This window comes from Mesorhizobium sp. M0491 (assembly GCF_040321265.1).
Taxonomy (GTDB): Bacteria; Pseudomonadota; Alphaproteobacteria; order Rhizobiales; family Rhizobiaceae; genus Mesorhizobium.
In genome coordinates this window covers 242,937-260,832 of record NZ_JAMYRE010000002.1, presented here as the reverse complement: position 1 = coordinate 260,832, position 17,896 = coordinate 242,937, and the positions used below count along the sequence as shown (strand labels likewise).

The 17,896-nt window shown below is 63.3% G+C and carries 19 protein-coding genes; 9 read left to right on the top strand and 10 right to left on the bottom strand.

Going from position 1 to position 17,896, the window contains the following annotated elements; translation table 11 throughout:
* Together NKI69_RS03260 and NKI69_RS03255 are read left to right on the top strand one after the other, a co-directional pair.
* Positions 1–1,098, top strand: a complete 1,098-nt coding sequence (locus NKI69_RS03260; protein WP_023812244.1) for a FecCD family ABC transporter permease — start codon at positions 1–3, stop codon at positions 1,096–1,098.
* A gap of 6 nt (positions 1,099–1,104) precedes the next feature.
* Positions 1,105–1,893 (top strand): heme ABC transporter ATP-binding protein, encoded by a 789-nt coding sequence (locus NKI69_RS03255; protein WP_023812243.1) that lies wholly within the window; start codon positions 1,105–1,107, stop codon positions 1,891–1,893.
* A gap of 34 nt (positions 1,894–1,927) precedes the next feature.
* On the opposite strand, the gene rirA is transcribed toward NKI69_RS03255, so the two are convergent.
* Positions 1,928–2,389 (bottom strand): iron-responsive transcriptional regulator RirA, encoded by a 462-nt coding sequence (gene rirA, locus NKI69_RS03250; RefSeq protein WP_023812242.1) that lies wholly within the window; start codon positions 2,387–2,389, stop codon positions 1,928–1,930.
* Between the two features lie 276 nt (positions 2,390–2,665).
* On the opposite strand from rirA, the gene NKI69_RS03245 reads away from it, so the two are divergent.
* The 3 genes from NKI69_RS03245 (at position 2,666) to NKI69_RS03235 (ending at position 5,175) form a co-directional block, all read left to right on the top strand.
* A complete protein-coding gene (locus tag NKI69_RS03245; RefSeq protein WP_352720042.1) occupies positions 2,666–3,946 on the top strand; it encodes a DUF445 domain-containing protein in 1,281 nt (426 codons plus the stop codon).
* Between the two features lie 110 nt (positions 3,947–4,056).
* Positions 4,057–4,485 carry a phasin family protein gene (locus tag NKI69_RS03240; RefSeq protein WP_128303992.1) on the top strand — a complete coding sequence of 143 codons (429 nt, stop codon included), beginning with the start codon at positions 4,057–4,059 and terminating at the stop codon, positions 4,483–4,485.
* 192 nt (positions 4,486–4,677) lie between these two features.
* Complete coding sequence (locus tag NKI69_RS03235; protein WP_023812239.1) at positions 4,678–5,175, top strand: MaoC family dehydratase; 498 nt, start codon at positions 4,678–4,680, stop codon at positions 5,173–5,175.
* Between the two features lie 25 nt (positions 5,176–5,200).
* On the opposite strand, the gene NKI69_RS03230 is transcribed toward NKI69_RS03235, so the two are convergent.
* On the bottom strand, positions 5,201–6,673 hold the full coding sequence (locus tag NKI69_RS03230) for an MFS transporter (protein ID WP_023812238.1): 1,473 nt from the start codon (positions 6,671–6,673) through the stop codon (positions 5,201–5,203).
* Positions 6,674–6,800: 127 nt separating this feature from the next.
* Here NKI69_RS03230 and NKI69_RS03225 point away from each other — a divergent pair, with 127 nt between their 5' ends.
* Positions 6,801–7,694 (top strand): LysR family transcriptional regulator, encoded by an 894-nt coding sequence (locus NKI69_RS03225; protein ID WP_352720039.1) that lies wholly within the window; start codon positions 6,801–6,803, stop codon positions 7,692–7,694.
* A 49-nt stretch (positions 7,695–7,743) separates the two neighbouring features.
* Here the strand turns inward: NKI69_RS03225 and cml are convergent, their stop codons facing one another.
* Both cml and NKI69_RS03215 read right to left on the bottom strand, forming a co-directional pair.
* Positions 7,744–8,940: a CmlA/FloR family chloramphenicol efflux MFS transporter gene (gene cml / locus NKI69_RS03220; protein ID WP_023812236.1), complete on the bottom strand. Its 1,197-nt coding sequence runs from the start codon at positions 8,938–8,940 to the stop codon at positions 7,744–7,746.
* A 232-nt stretch (positions 8,941–9,172) separates the two neighbouring features.
* The gene (locus tag NKI69_RS03215; RefSeq protein WP_023812235.1) at positions 9,173–10,576 is read right to left on the bottom strand and encodes an aminotransferase-like domain-containing protein; all 1,404 of its coding nucleotides are present in this window, start codon (positions 10,574–10,576) and stop codon (positions 9,173–9,175) included.
* A gap of 104 nt (positions 10,577–10,680) precedes the next feature.
* Here NKI69_RS03215 and NKI69_RS03210 point away from each other — a divergent pair, with 104 nt between their 5' ends.
* Positions 10,681–11,571: a DMT family transporter gene (locus tag NKI69_RS03210; protein WP_352720037.1), complete on the top strand. Its 891-nt coding sequence runs from the start codon at positions 10,681–10,683 to the stop codon at positions 11,569–11,571.
* An 18-nt stretch (positions 11,572–11,589) separates the two neighbouring features.
* Here the strand turns inward: NKI69_RS03210 and NKI69_RS03205 are convergent, their stop codons facing one another.
* Together NKI69_RS03205 and NKI69_RS03200 are read right to left on the bottom strand one after the other, a co-directional pair.
* Positions 11,590–12,630, bottom strand: coding sequence for a zinc-dependent alcohol dehydrogenase family protein (locus tag NKI69_RS03205; protein ID WP_023812233.1), 1,041 nt, complete (start codon positions 12,628–12,630; stop codon positions 11,590–11,592).
* Between the two features lie 98 nt (positions 12,631–12,728).
* A complete protein-coding gene (locus tag NKI69_RS03200) occupies positions 12,729–13,190 on the bottom strand; it encodes a winged helix-turn-helix transcriptional regulator (RefSeq protein ID WP_023812232.1) in 462 nt (153 codons plus the stop codon).
* Between the two features lie 99 nt (positions 13,191–13,289).
* Between NKI69_RS03200 and NKI69_RS03195 the strand changes: the two genes are divergently transcribed.
* A complete protein-coding gene (locus NKI69_RS03195; protein ID WP_352720033.1) occupies positions 13,290–14,528 on the top strand; it encodes an MFS transporter in 1,239 nt (412 codons plus the stop codon).
* 2 nt (positions 14,529–14,530) lie between these two features.
* Here NKI69_RS03195 and NKI69_RS03190 read toward each other — a convergent pair whose 3' ends face one another.
* The 3 genes from NKI69_RS03190 to NKI69_RS03180 are packed head-to-tail and all read right to left on the bottom strand — an operon-like array spanning position 14,531 to position 16,344.
* Positions 14,531–15,004 (bottom strand): DUF4262 domain-containing protein, encoded by a 474-nt coding sequence (locus NKI69_RS03190; protein ID WP_023812230.1) that lies wholly within the window; start codon positions 15,002–15,004, stop codon positions 14,531–14,533.
* The gene (gene maiA, locus NKI69_RS03185; protein WP_352720031.1) at positions 14,994–15,644 is read right to left on the bottom strand and encodes a maleylacetoacetate isomerase; all 651 of its coding nucleotides are present in this window, start codon (positions 15,642–15,644) and stop codon (positions 14,994–14,996) included. Before maiA ends, NKI69_RS03190 begins: the two co-directional genes overlap by 11 nt.
* Before the next feature lie 4 nt (positions 15,645–15,648).
* Positions 15,649–16,344 carry a fumarylacetoacetate hydrolase family protein gene (locus NKI69_RS03180; RefSeq protein WP_023812228.1) on the bottom strand — a complete coding sequence of 232 codons (696 nt, stop codon included), beginning with the start codon at positions 16,342–16,344 and terminating at the stop codon, positions 15,649–15,651.
* 174 nt (positions 16,345–16,518) lie between these two features.
* Between NKI69_RS03180 and NKI69_RS03175 the strand changes: the two genes are divergently transcribed.
* Entirely contained in the window at positions 16,519–17,202 is a 684-nt protein-coding gene (locus NKI69_RS03175; RefSeq protein ID WP_023812226.1) for a response regulator, read from the top strand.
* A gap of 120 nt (positions 17,203–17,322) precedes the next feature.
* Here NKI69_RS03175 and NKI69_RS03170 read toward each other — a convergent pair whose 3' ends face one another.
* Positions 17,323–17,877 (bottom strand): tetratricopeptide repeat protein, encoded by a 555-nt coding sequence (locus NKI69_RS03170; protein WP_352720028.1) that lies wholly within the window; start codon positions 17,875–17,877, stop codon positions 17,323–17,325.
* Positions 17,878–17,896 lie beyond the last annotated feature (19 nt).

Here is a 17,896-nt window from a genome sequence, read left to right as displayed (position 1 = left end):
ATGGTCGATCAATCGATCGCCGGCCCGGTGATGGCAAGCGTATCCGAAGGCGACCGGTCGGGCCGCGCCCGCATCGTCATCCTTCTGCTGTGCCTGGGGCTCGCGGCTGCCATTTTTCTGTCGCTGACATCGGGGGCTTCGGACGCTTCGGCCGTCAACGTCATTGGCGACTGGCTGTTCGGCACAGTGCCTGATGACGCCGCGGTGAGCGCCCGCGACAGCCTGATTGTCTACGACATCCGCCTGCCGCGCATCATTCTCGGCATGCTGGTCGGCGCGGCGCTCGCGGTCTCCGGCGCGGTCATGCAGGGACTGTTCCGCAATCCGCTGGCCGACCCCGGCCTGATCGGCGTCTCGGGCGGCTCCAGCCTCGGCGCGGTTGCCGTCATCGTGCTCGGCGCCACGATATTGGCTCCGGTGACCGTCTTGCTCGGCACGCTCGCATTGCCGCTGGCGGCCTTCTGTGGCGGGCTCGCCACCACGCTGGTGCTTTATCAGGTCGCGACGCGGCGGGGGCAAACCTCGGTTGCCACAATGCTGCTTGCCGGCATCGCGCTGGCGGCGCTCGCCATGGCGCTGACCGGCATCCTCATCTTCATGGCCGACGATCGCCAGTTGCGCGACCTGACCTTCTGGCAACTCGGATCGCTCGGTGGCGCGACCTGGGCGAAGATCGCGTCGGTAGGGCCGATCATCGTGCTGGCGCTGGCGGCGATGCCGTTCCTGGCACGCGGCCTCAACGCGCTGGCGCTTGGCGAGGCGACCGCCGGTCATCTCGGCATTCCGGTGCAGCGGTTGAAATACACGGCTATCGTCGGCGTCTCTGCCGCGGTCGGCGCATCCGTCGCCGTCAGCGGCGGCATCGGCTTCGTCGGCATCGTGGTGCCGCATCTGCTGCGCCTGCTGATTGGTCCGGACAATCGCTATCTGCTGCCGGCGTCGGCGCTGCTCGGCGCCTCGCTGCTGCTTCTGGCCGATGCGGTCGCACGCACCATCGTTGCGCCGGCCGAACTGCCGATAGGCATCGTCACCGCGATAGCGGGCGCGCCGTTTTTCCTTTGGATCCTGCTGCGCAAGCGCGGCGTGGTTGATTTGTGAGGCTTGATGATCGAGGCCAAGGATGTTTCGGTTGATATCGCCGGCAAGCCTATCGTCAGTGGTGTCGATTTCCACGCGCGGCCCGGCGAGATCGCCGCCATCGTCGGCCCCAATGGTTCGGGCAAGACGACCTTCCTCAAAGCACTCTCCGGCGAACTCGCCTATACCGGGCGCGTTGCCCTCAACGGCCGAGATCTCTCGACGATGAAGCCGGTCGAGGTGGCCGTCCATCGCGCTGTGCTGCCGCAGGCGACGACGCTGTCGTTCCCGTTCACCGTGCGGGAAGTGGTCAAGCTTGGCCTTGTCGGCGGCCGCTCAGGCGTCCTGCCGGGCGAGGATGCGCGGCTGCCGGAACGGGCGCTGGCGCGTGTCGATCTCGACGGCTTTGCCGGCCGTTTCTACCAGGAGCTTTCGGGCGGCGAGCAACAGCGCGTTCAGCTCGCACGCGTGCTGTGCCAGGTCTGGGCGCCGGTGCTCGACGGCAAGCCGCGCTTTCTGTTCCTCGACGAGCCGGTTTCCAGTCTCGACATCAAGCACCAGCTGATCATCATGAACATTGCCCGCGACTTCGCCAGAAGGGGCGGCGGCGTGGTCGCCATCCTGCACGACCTCAATCTGACGGCCATGTATGCCGACCGGATCTTCGTCATGCATCGCGGCCGGCTCGCCGCCACCGGGTCGCCGCGGGATGTGCTGAGCGATGACCTGATCGAAAAAGTGTTCGACTGCCGGCTCAGGGTCGGCGTGCTGCCGGCCGGCAATATGCCGTTCGTGCTGCCTCAGTCAGCAGCTTAATTTATTGCAAACCTAGCCCGCGCCCCTGGCTGGGCTAGGCAGCCGGGGCGCGGCGCTCCAACATGTCGATGCCGAGCAGGTTGCGCACATTCGGCCGCGCCGCTACCAGATCGGCGATCGTGTAGCGGGCGAGCACGGCGAAGAACGCGTTCAGCGCCTCGCGCAGCGCCGAGTTCAGCGCGCAGCTGTCGACCAGCGGGCATTCGGCGGCATCGTTCTCGAAGCATTCGGCCATGGCGAAGCTCTCTTCTGTCACGCGCACGACATCGAACAGGCTGATGGCTTCGGCGGCACGGCCAAGCTTGACGCCGCCATTCCTGCCCCGCACGGTCTGGACAAGGCCGTGCTCGACCAGGGGCTGCAGGATCTTGAACAGGAAAAGCTCCGACACCGAATACGCGGCCGCGATCTCCGGGATGCGGCTCAATCGGTCATCATTGGCCGCGCAATACATCAAGATGCGCATGGCATAATTGGTCTGGCGCGTAAGCCGCATTTTGTCCTCACAAGGCACTGGTGCGGTGCAACCACGCCAGATCTGGAAATTCTTGCTGATGCGGCTTTGACCCGAATTTCCGGATTCGCCACATTGGCTCGGGCGGAATATGGCCTATACCTTGGAATAATTCCAGACTAGCTTCGTGCGATAGATGAATTTTCTCCTCAACTTTGTGTGCGCAGCCGGAGAAGATGCCGGACGAAACCCGCTGTCGCGGGTATTTCGGCGCTCGGAACACTAAATAGGCTGAGATCGACGAGGAGCGGCTCACCCATGTCACAATCGGCTTCGCCCCTGGCGCCGGTCCGTTTCGATGCCGAAGCGGATGCCAAGCTTTCCGCGTTGCGGCGGACGAAATTCCTCGCGGCCGCCGCGCTGGCGCTTTGCGTGGCGGTGTTTGCGCTCGCCAAATCGTTCGAGCACATCCACCCGTGGCTCGGCTTCGTCGCTGCCTTTGCCGAGGCGGCGACCATCGGCGGGCTGGCCGACTGGTACGCGGTGGTGGCGCTGTTCAGGCGACCTCTGGGGCTGCCGATCCCGCACACCGCCATCATACCCGAGAACCAGAACCGCATCGCCGACAATCTCGGCCGCTTCATCGAGGTCAACTTCCTGGCGCCTGAACCGGTGCGTGAAAAGCTCGCCGAGGTCGATTTCTCGGCACTCGTCGCCGACTGGCTGGCCGATGCGGAGCGCGCCGCCGGCCTGTCGCGCTTCGTCGTGCGGCTGGTGCCGCAGACGCTGGCGGCGATAGAGCAATCCGGCCTGCGCGGCTTCGTCACCAGCCGCATGCTCGAACAGATTGAAAAGGTGCCGCTGGCGCCGCTGGCCGCCGAGCTGTTGTCAGCGCTTACCGACGACCGCCGCCACCAGAAACTGTTCGACGAGTTCACCAAGGTGATCGGCAGGTTCCTCAATGACGAACAGGCGCTGGCGACGATGCGCGAGAAGATCCGCGAGGAACTGCCGTCGCTGTTCAACCTGTTCCGCGCCGACGCCTATCTCCTGAAGAAGATCGTCGCCTCGGCCGGTTCGCTGCTCGACGAGGTGAGGGCCGATCCCGATCACCCGATGCGCGCCGAATTCGACCATTTCGCTCAAGGCTTCATCGAAAAGCTGAGGACATCGAAGCAATACGCCAAACGTGCCGAGAAGCTGAAGCGCGATTTCCTGGCCCGGCCGGAAGTCAGGGGATTGGCCGGCGACATGTGGGCAAGCCTCAGCCAGTTCATCGAGCAGGACGCCAAGGCGCCGAATTCGGTTGTCCGCGCGCATCTTGCCAACATGTTCGTCGAGGTCGGCCGCCATCTTGCCGGCGATGCGCAGATCCGGGCCGACATGAACCAGGGGTTCGTGGTGGCGCTGGCGTCGTTCGTGGAGAGCCAGAAGGCCGGCGTGTCGACATTCATCGCCGACCAGGTCAAGCGCTGGGACCTTGCCCAGCTGACGCGGCTGATCGAGATGAACATCGGCCTCCGCTTCAACGGCATGATCATCGGCGGCCTCGCCGGTGTCGTGCTCTATGTGGCCGAGCGGCTGTTCCTCGTGAATTGATGCGCGGCCCGATTGGCGCTCATTCCTCCGCGTTCATGGACTCGCGGCATGCGAGTGCTATTCTCCCGCCGAGGGTGCCCGCATCATGCGGCAAAGGGGAGCAAACGAGCATGGCAAAACAACCGGAATCCGATTCTTTCATGGACATGTTCGGCAGGTTCGGCCGCGACCTGAAGGTGCCCAATGTCGATGTCGAGGCGATCCTCGCCCATCATCGCAAGAACATCGAAGCGCTGGAGAAATCGGCACGAGCCGGTGCCGCCGGCGCCACCTCGCTGTTGTCCCGGCAGCGCGAGATGCTGCAGGATACGCTGCGCGAGGTCACCGATATCGCGCAAAGCTACAGGGCGCCGGGCAATCCGCAGGAACTGATGGCCAAACGGAGGGAGTTTGCCAGGAAGTCCTTCGAGGCCGCGTTGAAGAATGCGGGCGAAGTGGCTGAACTGGTCAAGAAATCCGGTGCCGAATCGGTCGACATCCTGCGCACCCGCATCAAGGAGGCGATGGAGGAAATCCGCGCCGGCTACGAGAAGAAGTAGCGGATGTGGCCGGGGCCGGCTCATTGCTGCCGACAGCGCCCTGAAGCCCGGAAAGCCCGATTTGACCTGCGACTGCGCCGGCGGCGTGGCACGATTGCGGCCGAAATCGACGGAACGGATTCGCGCAGAGCGAATTGACAGAGGCCGTCAGTTCGTGGTCCGGAGGCTCTGGAAGCGATCGGGAAACCAGGAATGAACGAAATACGGCCTAAAACGCCGCCTACCTACGAGCAGTTGAGGACGATGGCCGGGCTGGAACTCGGCGTGTCGGAGTGGACGACGGTCGACCAGAACCGCATCGACCAGTTCGCTGAATGCACCGGCGACCATCAATGGATTCATGTCGACCCTGAAAGGGCGCGGCGGCAAAGCCCGTTCCGCACGACGATCGCGCATGGCTATCTGACGCTGTCGATCATCGGCGCACTGGCGCTCGGCATGGGCATCGTGCCCGAGAATACGCAGGCCGCCTTCAATTATGGCTTCGACAAGGTACGCTTCCTGGCACCGGTCAAGGTCGGTGCCCGCATCAGACTGCGCATCACGCTGCTGTCCATGGAGGACAGGGGCCCCGGCCAGTATCTGATGAAGGCCGCCAACACGGTCGAGATCGAAGGCGAGGAAAAGCCTGCTTTGATGGCCGAAACGCTGGTCATGCTTTATGAACGCCGCAAGCGGGCAGGGGCGTGAGAGGCTGTTCACCTGGAGCGCAAAATCAGAGGTCTTGTGATACTTCCACCAGCCTCTGCCGCTTGAACTCGGCGCGGGCCGAGAGCAGTGCGAGGAACAGTGCAGCCAGCGCCAGCACCGTGGCCGTCTGAAATGTGACCTGCATTCCCCGTGCTGCGGCCTCGGAACTCAGAAGTCCAATGCCTTCCTGCCCTTTGGCCGATGCGACGGCGAATATGGCGCCCATCACCGATGCGCCGGTGATCAGCCCGAGATTGCGCGAAAGGTTGAGCAGGCCGGAAACGACGCCGCGCTGGCCGGCGCCGACACCGGTCATGACGGCTGCATTGTTGGATGTCTGGAACAGGGCATAGCCGATGCAGGTGACGGTGATCGCAACGACATAGCCGGCAATGCCGAGTCTGGTCACGGCGAGCGACAGCAGGAACGTGCCTGTCGCGAGGCTGAGCAGGCCTGCGACCATCATCCTGTGGGCGCCGAAGCGGTCGGCCAGGCGTCCGGCCACCAGCGCCGACAAGGTCGAGACGAGCGGCCCGGTCGACAGCGCGAGGCCGACCATTGCGGCATCGAGCCCAAGTCCTCGCGACAGGTAGAACGGGGCCACCACCAGGGTCGCCATCATCACCGTGGCGACGACGAGGCTCATGGCGAGACTGGCGCTCAGTTGGAGGTCGCGGAAGCTGGCAAGCTGGATCAAGGGGTTTTTCACTCTCGCCTGCGCGGCGGCGAAGAGAAACACGCCGATGCCGGCAGCTATCAGCAGGCTGATGTTGAGTGCGCCGAAATTGCCTCGGCCAAACGTCATGGCCAGTGCATAGGCGGCCAGCGTCAAGGCCAGCAAGGCGGTGCCCACGACATCGAACGTGCCTCGGTCGACCTGCTGCGCTGTCTTGCTGTGTGCCGGCAGGGCACGCCAGGCGAGAGCGAAGGTGAGCACACCCAGCGGGACATTGACGAGGAAGATCGCTCGCCAGCCGAAGCCGGCGATCAAAAGGCCGCCGAGCGAAGGGCCAAGTGTCGTGCCGATCGCGGACATGGCGCCGAGCAGGCCCATGGCGCTGCCAATTCTGTCTTTGGTCACGGTTTCGGCGACAAAGGCCAGCGTCAGCGCCATCATCAGCGCCGCGCCAAGTCCCTGCACGGCGCGTGCGGCAATCAGCAGCCAGAGTGTCGGCGCCAGGCCGCAGAGCACCGATGCCGATGTGAACAGCGCGATGCCGCCAAGCAGCAACGGCCTGCGCCCGAACATGTCGGCCAGCCGTCCGGCGCTGACGATCAGTGTGGTGATGGCGAGCAGATAGGCCAGAACCACCCATTGCACGGACTGGAACGTCGCGTCGAAATCCTGCATCAGCGACGGTAGCCCGACGCTGGCAATGCTGGTTCCCAACGACGACAGCAGCGTGGCGAGCGACAGGCTTGCCAGCGCCCAGCGGGCGGATTGCATCCGTGGCGGCGCCGATGCGCGCCCGTCCAGATTTTGCTCGGCAATTGCCACGGCGATCCCCTTCCATCAGTCCATAACCGGAACTGCTGGAGATCTAGTCCCTTGGCAGATGTGGCGGAAGGCGCAGCGTTTGCATCTTACTCGTGCGTTTGGCGCCATATCATGCCATGATCCGCCGATGACATCGCCCGATCTCAATCTGCTGTTCGCTCTCGACGTCCTGCTGACCGAAGGCAGCGTGGCGCGCGCCGCCAACCGCCTGCGCCTCAGCCCCTCGGCGATGAGTCGGACGCTGGCGCGGCTGCGCCAGGCGACGGGCGATCCGCTGCTGGTTCGCTCCGGTCGCGGCTTGGTGGCGACGCCGCGTGCGGAAGAACTGCGACAACAGGCTGGTCGTGTCGTCCAGGATGCGGAGGCGCTGCTGCGTCCTGCCACCTTGCTCGATCTCCCGAGCCTGGACAGGGTCTTCACGCTGCGCACCAATGAGAGCTTCGTCGAAGAGTTCGCCCCTCGTCTCGTTGCCCGTATCCAGGCCGATGCGCCCGGCGTGCGGCTCCGCTTTGCACCGAAGTCCGATGGAGACGTCATGTCGCTGCGCGATGTGGCGATCGACCTGGACATAGGCGTCGCTGGCGAGACCGGACCGGAGGTGCGCATCCAGGCATTGCTTCGCGACCGCTTCATCGGCGCCGTGCGAATGGGCCATCCGTTGAGCGAGGGCACGGTGACGCCAGAGCGCTATGCCGCAGGCCGGCACATCAGCGTTTCACGGCGTGGCCGCGAGAAAGGGCCGATCGACGAGGCTTTGAACCGGCTCGGGCTGCAGCGGACAATCGTGTGCATGGTGTCCGGGTTCTCGGCAGCCCTTGCCATGGCCCGCACATCAGACCTGATCGCCAGCGTTCCGGAGCGGCACACCGAGGGCGCACGCGTCGGCATGCACAGTTTTGCCCTGCCTGTTGCCACGGCTGGGGTCACCATCTCCATGCTGTGGCACCCGCGCCTGGATGCCGATCCGGCGCAACGCTGGCTGCGCGACTGCGTGCGGGAGATCTGCGCGACGTCTCGCTGACAACGATGAGAAGCCTGCGCCAATCGCCCAGGCTTCTCATCTGTCCCGTTTATTCGGTTTGGCGTTTCCGCAAATATCTCAGCGCGCTTAGTGTGAGCGTCGCCATGACCGAACAGTAGCCCACCAGCGGCCACGCCGTGTCTCCATCAAGCAGGATGATGAACAGCGTGCCGAGGATGCCGACGACAAGGCTCTGGATGCAGAAGTAGAGCGCGACGGCGGTTCCCGCGACATCGCCGAAGGCCTCGAGTGCGCCGTTCGCGGTGACCGAAACAGTGAAGACGATGCCCACGGCGATGACCCACATCGGGCCGACGAATGTGACGAAGGACGGTGCCGCGAATACCTGTCCGAATGCCAGCAGTGCCGCGCCGAGCAGCAACATCGCCATGCCGCGCGCGACGCTGCCCGCGATGTCCCAGTGTGCAATGAACCTTTTGGCGAAGCGGGTGGTCACGATCATGACCAGTGCCGCGGTGGCAAAGGCAAGGCTGAAACCGAGTTGTGAAAAGCCGGCGCGATCCATGAGCACCCGTGGCGCTGTCGAAAAGAACACGAAGAAGGCGCCCATGGCGGCGCTGAAGCCGAGCGTATAGGTCCAGAAGGCTAAGCTGGAGAGAATGGGACGAAACGCCATTCGCCTGTCGTTGCCATTGGTGGGCCGTGTTTCATGCCATCTCGGCCATGCGTTGAGGGTGGCGGCTACCGCCAGACCGCCGAGCGTCAGGAAGATCGCGCGCCAGCCGAGATTGTCGGCGATCAATGCACCGGCAACCGGCCCCAACGCCGGCACGAAGGCCAGCATCGAACTGAACAGGCCGTAGATGACGGCACTTTCAGGCCTCTGCGCATAAACGTCGCGAACCGTTGCAAAGGTCGCAACGAGAATGGCGGATGCACCGATGGCCTGCACGACCCGCAAGGCGACGAACACCATGGCCAGCGAGGTGCAGGCGAGCAGGCCGGAAGCGCCTGCAAATAAAAGCGCGCCGCCGATCAGCACCGGACGCCTGCCGATCCTGTCGGAAATCGGGCCGAAGACGATTTGGCCGAGCCCAAGACAGATCATGTAGAGGCTCAGCGTCAGCTGGATGACATCAGGCGATGTCTTGAGGATTCCCGGCATCGCCGGGACGATCGGGAGGTAGATATCCATGGCCAGCGAGGCCAGGATGTCGAAGGGCGCCATCAGCACCATGGCTGCTGGCAGGGAAGTGGTCCATGTCGGGTTTTTTGGACAAGGCATGATTGAACATCCGCTCAAATGGCTACATTTGGCGGCGATCTGCCGTTCTCACTGAAAATGGGAAATGACGGGCCGCCGCAACAACGAACTGCTGTTGCGGCCTACTTGTCTGCTGACTTGCTGGTTCCCATAACCACTATCCCGGAATGATTGCGCGGACATTCTCTCGAGTGCGCTCGCGGTTCCCTAGCAGCCGAAGGTTGCCCAGGCAACAGGATCAGCTTGATGGGCATCAACGCGCCATCGCAGCTTCGATCACCGTGAAAATCCGCTCGTCCGTGCATTGGGCGACGTTGAAGCGCAGGAAGCGGCTGGCCGTTCCAGACAGGCTGAACGCGTTGCCGGGCGCCAGCACGATGTTGTCGGCCAAAGCGCGGCGGGCCACTTCAGCCGCATCGACGCCATCCGGCAGGCTGCACCACAGGAACAGGCCGGCCGGCTGGTCGATCCAGGGTGAGATACCGATCGCCTTCAGACGAACGCTGGTCTCGCCCATGGCGCGGGCAAGCTTCGCGCGCAGCAAATCCATATGCTTGCGGTAGCTGCCGTCCTTGAGCAGCGTCAGCACCAGTTCGGCCGCGAGCCGGCCGCCGCCGAAGGTAGTGGCGATCTTGAGGTCGGTCAGGGGCTCGATCCAGTCGCGCGGTGCAGCGATGAAGCCGCAGCGAACCGACGCCGAAAGCGTTTTGGAGAAGCTGCCGATGTGGACAACGCGGTTGAGACCATCGAACGCCGCCAGCCTCGGGGCGGGCGCATGTTCGAAATCGGCGAAGATGTCGTCTTCGACGATGGTCAGATCCGATTGGTCGGCGAGCTTGAGCAGCCGATGGGCGGTGACTGGCGACAGCACCGCGCCGGTCGGGTTGTGGATGGCGGAATTGGTGATGTAGAGGCGCGGCCGGTGCTCGGCCAACGCTTGCGCGAACAGATCGATATCCGGCCCCGACGGCGTGTAGGGGACACTGACGACCTTGGCCCGGTGGGCGCGCAACAGAGCGTGGAAGTTGAAGTAGCAGGGGTCGTCGACCAGCACGGTGTCGCCGGGCTCGATCAGGAACCGGCACAACAGGTCGATGGCCTGCGTGCCTGATTCCGTTAGCATGATCTGCCCGGGAGAGGCCTCGATGCCGTGCCCGGCCATACGCCGCGCCAGCAATTGCCGCAGCGGTGGCAGGCCGAGCGGCGTGCCGTAATCGACCAGTGCGATATCGTCGGCACGCGCTACCGTGCGCAGTGCCCGGCGCAGACCTGCCTGCGGCATCCACGAGGCCGGCAGCCAGCCGCAGCCGGGTTTCAGCATGTCGTCGCCGGCCTCCAGGGACTGGCGTGAGATCCAGAGGGGGTCGACCGCGCGGTCGAGGCGGGGACCAATCTCGGCCAGCGACAGCGGCGCCAGCGATCCGGCGGCATAGAATCCGGAGCCCGGCCGCGAGCGGATCGCACCTTCGGCGGCGAGCCGCTCATAGGCTTCGACCACGGTGGATTTGGACACTCGCATGGATTTGGCAAAGGTGCGGATCGACGGCAATTGCGCTCCCGGCGTCAGGCTGCGCGCCGCGATCCGCTGGCGGATCGTCGCCATGACGCCTTCGACCAGCGTTCCGCTGCTCTCGCTTCCTGTTGTCTGTTTGTCCATCCGTACTGCTCTTCTAAGCATGACAGTTGTGTGTAATTGTACCGCATTGTCTCTGGCGATACTACCGGCTCCGCGCGATACGGAGCCGACAAACGGAGCATACGATGGACAAGACCGCGAGCGGCTGGATGAATGGATTCATCGGCGTGTTGATCTTCAGCGGCTCGCTGCCGGCAACGCGCGTGGCGGTCAGGGATTTCGATCCGACATTCCTGACTTCGGCCCGAGCGGCGATTGCCGGACTGCTTGGCCTGGCACTGCTGCTCCTGTTTCGGCAAAAGCGTCCGGAGCGCGGCGACCTGCTGTCGCTGGTGATCGTCGCGCTTGGCGTGGTGGTCGGCTTTCCCTTGCTGACCGCACTGGCGCTCAAGCACGTCACCACGGCCCATTCCATCATCTTCGTCGGCCTGCTGCCGCTGGCCACTGCGATTTTCGGCGTGCTGCGCGGCGGCGATCGGCCGCGCCCGGCGTTCTGGCTGTTTTCATGCATCGGCAGCGCGCTGGTCGCGGGTTTTGCCCTGACGCAGGGCGTGACGGCCTCGCCGGTGGGTGATGGTTTGATGCTGGCCGCCATCATCGCCTGCGGTCTGGGCTATGCCGAGGGTGCCGCGCTGTCACGCAAGCTTGGCGGCTGGCAAGTGATCTGCTGGGCGCTGGTGCTGTCGCTGCCGATCATGCTGGTGCTGACGCTGATGACCATGCCGCCGTCGTTCGACGGCGTCGGCGTCAGTGCGTGGATAGGGCTTGCCTATGTCTCGCTGTTCAGCATGCTGATCGGCTTCGTGTTCTGGTATCGCGGGCTGGTGCAAGGCGGCATCGCCGCGGTCGGGCAGTTGCAGCTGCTGCAGCCATTTTTCGGACTGGCACTGGCAGCGACGCTGCTGCACGAGCAGGTCAGCCCGCTGATGGTGGTCGTCACGCTTGGCGTCGTGCTTTGCGTCGTCGGCGCCAAGCGATTCGCGAAGCAGGAATTGCCACGACGCGCGATCGCCTGACGACGGTACCGTCCTCGCCTAAAACTTCGTGACCACCCCAATACCAATGCCCTCGAAGCCGCCCATCGCCATCAGGGCCGCGGGCGCCTCGTCGAGGCTGATCCTCTTGCCGACCAGCAGTTCGGGCTTCAGCTTGCCGTTGCGGATCATGTCCATCATCGCCTGGTAGCGGTAGGCCTGCATGCCGTGGCTGCCGAGGATTTCGAGTTCAAAGGCGATCACCTTGTCCATCGGCACCTGCGGCCGGGCATGCTCGCCCAGCATCAGGCCGACCTGCACATGGCGGCCGCGCCGGCGCAGATTGGATATCGAATTGAACGAGGTGGTGGGGTGGCCGAGCGCGTCCATCGACATGTGCGCGCCGCCATTGGTGATCTGCTTGACCGCCTTGACCACGTTCGGTGTCGTGGATGCATTGATGGTGGCGACGGCGCCGATCTTTTTGGCGAAATCCAGTTTCTCGTCGGTGAGATCGATGGCGATGACATTGGCGCCCATTGAACTGGCGATCATGATCGCCGACAGGCCGACGCCGCCGCAGCCATGCACCGCGACCCATTCGCCCGGTTTCACCCGGCCCTGGTCGACGATGGCTCGAAACGAGGTGACGAAGCGGCAGCCGAGGCTGGCGGCGGTGGCGAATTCCATCTCGTCGGGCAAGCGCACGAGATTGGTATCGGCGTGTTCGATGGCGACATATTCGGCGAACGAGCCCCAGCCGGTGAAGCCAGGCTGTGTCTGGTGTTCGCAGACCTGGTGATTGCCCGAATTGCACTCGAAGCAGCGGCCGCAGCCGACGGCGAACGGCACGGTGACGCGCTCGCCGGCTTTCCAGCGGGTGACCTGCTTGCCGGCGGCAACAACGACGCCGGCCAGCTCGTGGCCCGGCACATGCGGCAGCGTGATGCCGTCGTCATGACCCATCCAGCCATGCCAGTCGCTGCGGCACAGACCGGTCGCCTCGACCTTGATGACGACGCCATCAGCGGCCGGCTTCGGATCAGGAACGGTCTGGATCCTCGGCGCTTCGCCGAATTTCTCGAAGACGACGGCTTTCATCGGTCACTCCACCCTCTGTGCTGCAGGAAACGATAGCCGATTCCCTGTCTGGTCGAGCAGAAATCGATTCCGCCAGGCCTGTTGGCAGGCAGCAGCTCTTAACCGGTTCCGCGGTTGCGAAAGTCGGCAAGCCGGGTTTCGCCGGGGGCAAGCTGCCGCCCGTCCTCGGCATGTACTTCCAGTCGCTTGATCGGCCGGCTGGTGAGATTGTCGACCATGAAGGTATAGGGTTCGCCCGGTCCGGCGAAGTAGGTCTCGCCCCATTGCCGCAGGGCAACCAGGACATAGAACAGGCCGCGTCCCTTTTGCGTCAGCACATATTCATGATGCGCGCTGCCGTCGGGCGCCGGGACCGTTTCGAGGATGCCATGCGCGACAAGATTGCGCAGCCGCGACGACAGGATGTTCTTGGCGACGCCGAGGCTCTTCTGGAATTCGCCGAAGCGCCGCAAGCCGTCGAAGGCGTCACGCACGATGAGCAGCGACCACCAGTCGCCAATCGCGTCCAGTGGTCGCGCTATGAAGCAATCCGCTTCGTGGTGGCTCGTTCGTTTCACCATGGCAGTCGTTGGTCCAATGCTCTAATTTCGGTTGCAACATAAAACTGTTCCGCCTATCCAGCAAGAGGTTTCAAGTTGAAACCTTTTGTGGAGAGAGACATGAACATGCAGGTGGCGAACAGCGGTGCAACAAGCCTCGAGCAATCCGATGGGCCGCATCGGGTGGCGCCGCCGCCTACGGGATTGTCACGATTGACCGCGCTGATCTTCGCCATCGCCTGCGGCCTGAGCGTCGCCAATATCTATTTCGCTCATCCGCTGCTCGACGCCATAGCGCATGATTTTGCTATCGCGCCGGCCTCGGTCGGCATCGTGGTGACGGTCACGCAGATCGGCTATGGGCTCGGCCTGTTCTTCATCGTGCCGCTGGGCGACCTGTTCGATCGCCGCAAGCTGATTGCCGGGCAGGCGATTCTGTCTGCCGTGGCGCTGGTGGCGGTCGGGATCGCGCCCAACGCGGCGATGCTGCTGGCGAGCCTCGCGGTCGTCGGGCTGCTGGCGGTGGTGGTGCAGGTGCTGGTCGCCTTCGCTGCCGACCTCGCTGTAGCATCGGAGCGGGGGCGGGCGGTCGGCACCGTCACCAGCGGCGTCATCCTGGGCATCCTGCTTGCCCGCTTCGCTTCGGGGGTCGCCGATTTCGCCGGCTGGCGCTGGGTTTATCTTGTCTCGGCCATGTTGACGCTCGTCATGGCGATGGTTCTCTACCTGATCCTGCCGCGCCACGAGGCGGAGCGGCCACGCACATCCTATCCACGCCTGCTCGCTTCGGTGCTGCTGCTGTTCGCGCAGGAGCCGCTGCTGCGCGTGCGGGCGGTGCTGGCCATGCTGATCTTCGCCAACTTCAACGTGCTGTGGGCGCCGCTGGTACTGCCGTTGAGCGTCGCGCCATTTTCACTTTCGCATACCGAGATCGGGCTTTTCGGCCTTGCGGGCGTCGCCGGCGCGCTCGGTGCGCGCTGGACCGGCGGCCTCGTCGATCGTGGATGCGGCCAGTTGGTCACCGGCCTCAGCCTGCTGCTGATGATGGCGGCCTGGCTGCCGATCGCCTTCATGGGCATGTCTCTGTGGTTGCTCGTCGCCGGCATAGTCATGCTGGATCTGGCGATCCAGGCCGTCCACGTCACCAACCAGAGCCTGATCTTCGCCCGGCGGCCGGATGCGCGCAGCCGACTGGTTGGCGGCTACATGATCTTCTACTCGGTCGGCAGCGCCCTGGGCTCCATCGCCTCGACCATGGCTTATGGTGCAATGGGCTGGAATGGCGTCTGTGTGCTTGGCGCCGGCATCGGCCTGTTGGCGCTGCTGTTCTGGGCGTTGACGCTGCGCGTCGGCAGATAAGCCTATGGCCACGGCGCGGTGTCGAGAAGCGGCTGCCAGGCTCGGAACCAGTCGCTCGCCTCGGCCTGCCACGGCCAGATGCCGTCCACAGTGGGATAGATCAGCTGGAGAACACCGAAATCCAGGCCGTCGTAGAACCAGAGGTCCCAGCCGAAATGCTCGCGATAGTGTTCGATATGAACGGCGCCGAATTGACAGTCGAAACCTTCGATAAAACCGGACGATCGCTGCCCTGGTTGGAAAACCTCGCCGGAGCGGACGCGGCTGCAATACTCGTTGATGATGAACTGGGAGATTTCCGGCTTCAGGCCGATGACGATGAGTTCCGGCGCCTTGAAGTTGTGCTCTATTCCAACCGAATAGGTGAAAGGCGGATCGTCGCCTTCCTCCAGCACATGCAAGATGTGGCAGCCATAAGCCTCTATGTCGGCCAGCGCCTTGGCTTCACCTGGGTCGGTGGCTTTTCTACTCGGCATCGATCTGGTTCCGGGGCGCGGCTTTCTGGAAGGCCGGCAGCGCCATGCAGGCGGCATTGATGCGCGCGATCGTCGGGTAGGGGGTCAAGTCGACGCCGAAGCGGGCGTTGCTGGCAATCTGCGCGGCGAGGCAGATGTCGGCCAGGCCCGGCGCGTCGCCATGGCAGAATGTACCCGTCTCCGCCGCCGACGCCATGATCTTTTCAAGCGGCTGAAAGCCCTCGTTCACCCAATGGCGGAACCAGTTGGCGATGTCTTCGTCGCCGGCGCCGAACAGCGTGCGCAGCGAGGTCAGCACGCGCAGATTGTTCACCGGGTGGATGTCGCAGGCGATCATCTGCGCCAGCATTCTCACGCGTGCCCGGCCGGCCGGGTCCTTCGGCAGCAGCGGTGGTTCCGGTTTGGTCTCGTCGAGGAACTCGATGATCGCCAGCGATTGCGTCAGCAGCGTGCCGTCGCCGAGCACCAGCGCCGGCACCAGGCCTTGCGGATTGACCGCGAGATAGGCTGGTTCCAGATGTTCGCCATGGCGCAGATGATGCGGGACATAGTCGTAGCTCAGCCCCTTCATCTCCAGCGCGATCCGCACCCGGTAGGAGGTGGAGGAACGGTAGTAATTATGCAGGACGAGTTCGCTCATGCGCTCACTTCGGCTGGCCGATGGTCACTTCGATGGTGCCGATGCCGTCGACGCCGCCGGTCATCGTGTCGCCGGGGCCAACCGCGCCGACGCCTGCCGGCGTACCGGTGAAGATCAGGTCGCCGGGCTCGAGCTCCATCGCCTCGCTGCAGATCGACACGATATCCGATATTGGCCAGATCAGTTCAGCGAGGTCGGCATCCTGCCTGACCTTGCCGTTGACGGCGAGCCAGATGCGGCCCTTCTGTGGGTGGCCGGATTTCGCCGCGGGGATCAGCGGGCCGCAAGGCGCGGAGCGGTCGAAGGCCTTCGACCAGTCCCACGGACGGGCGGCCTTCTTGGCTTCGTCCTGTAGGTCGCGGCGGGTGAGGTCTATGCCGACACCATAACCCCAGACGTGGTCCAGCGCCTTGTCGCGGGCAATGCGGAAGCCGGCTTTGCCGATCGCAGCCACCAGTTCGATCTCGTGGTGTAGATCGGCCGTCAGCGGCGGGTAGGGGATAGCGGTGCCGGAATCGACCACCGCGTCGGCCGGCTTGGTAAAGAAGAAGGGCGGATCACGCTCGTCATTGCCGAATTCGCGGGCGTGTGCGGCGTAGTTGCGGCCGACGCAGTAGATACGGCGCACCGCGAAACGATCGGACGAGCCCGCAATGGCCACCGATGCGGTTGCGGGCAAGGGAAGGACGAATTCTGTCATGTGGGTCTCTGCTTGGTTGCCGGAACATTCGACCGACTTGGGGGCCTGGACAAGGCAATTTGGTCGAGAAAGTGCCGGCGGCACTTTCCGCCGGATATGGCGATATACTATTTGGCAATAATCTGGCCATGGTGACGAGGTTATTCTAATCGCTCACGAACTGAAATGAACCCCATGACCGCAACCCACGATCGCGCCCGGTTCCTGATCATCGACGACCATCCGCTGTTTCGCGAGGCGCTGCACAGTGCCGTGCAGATGGCCTACCCGGAAGTCGATACGGTGGAGGCGCGCTCGATCACCGAGGCGCTGGACCTTCTGGCCGGCGCCAAGCCGTTCGATCTCGCGCTGCTCGACCTCAACATGCCCGACGTGCATGGCTTTGAAGGCCTGCTGCAGCTCCGGACCCGCTATCCGCGCCTGCCGGTGGTCATCGTCTCGGGCTATGAGGAGCCGAAGATCATTTCCGAGGCGCTGTCCTATGGTGTCGCCGGCTTCATCCCGAAATCGGCGCGCAAGAGCGACCTCGCCGCCGCCATACGCTCGGTGATGGAAGGCGCGATCTATGTGCCGGAAACTTATGAAGGCCGCACACCCGACGCCGAAAGCGTCGACCGCGCCGACATGGTTCAGCGCCTGTCGACGCTGACGCCGCAGCAATTGCGCGTGCTGCAGATGCTGCGCCAGGGCCTGCTCAACAAGCAGATCGCCTACGAGCTGCAGGTGGGAGAGACCACCGTGAAAGCGCATGTCTCGGAGATATTGCGCAAGCTCAATGTCTACAGCCGCACGCAGGCGGTGATCGAGGTTTCGAAGCTGGACAATGCGGAGCTGTTTCGGGATCAGGCTGGGTTTTGAGGCTCGCCGTCCCTCATCCAAGTAGGGTTGTCACCACCACGCTCAACACTGGCTGGGCGAACGTGGTAAAAGTGCACTGTCACCGTAATTCGAAAACCGCAACAATTTCGGCCTCTACATCTATTGGTACAGTAGCTCATCCCTCGCCGCATATGCAGCCATCGTTTCTCTAAATAGTCTTATCATACCAAACGCGCCGATAACCATTTGAGCAGCGCCTCGCCTTCCTTTCAATTTCTCCATTAATATATCCCTCTTCGCAAGAATGTGGCCTTGAGATGCAGCGCTTTTTAGAAATATTTCAGCATCCGGATCAGTCGGTTCATTTTTCTGTATCAAGCGATAGCACCAATAGGCGGCGGACGGGTTCCGGGTGGAGATTTTTTTAAACAGCTCTAAAGATTCAATATTGTCGCCAATTCTTTGTTTTAACCCAGCAATTCTATAAGTTGCCATTTCGATTCCGCCACTTTCTGCAATCGAATAGTAACTTAACGCCATATCATCATCGTGACAATCGGTATTACTGTCATAAACTATCCCCAGAGAATACGCCGCCGCCGCTTTCTTGCTCTCATAGTTCATTGCGTCTAAGAGAATTGATATTGCTTTCTCCACTTCACCCTTGTGGAGGGCTTCCTTGGCCTGAACTAAATGCGTGTCGTCATCGGACATAGGTAGCTCCTCTTTCAAT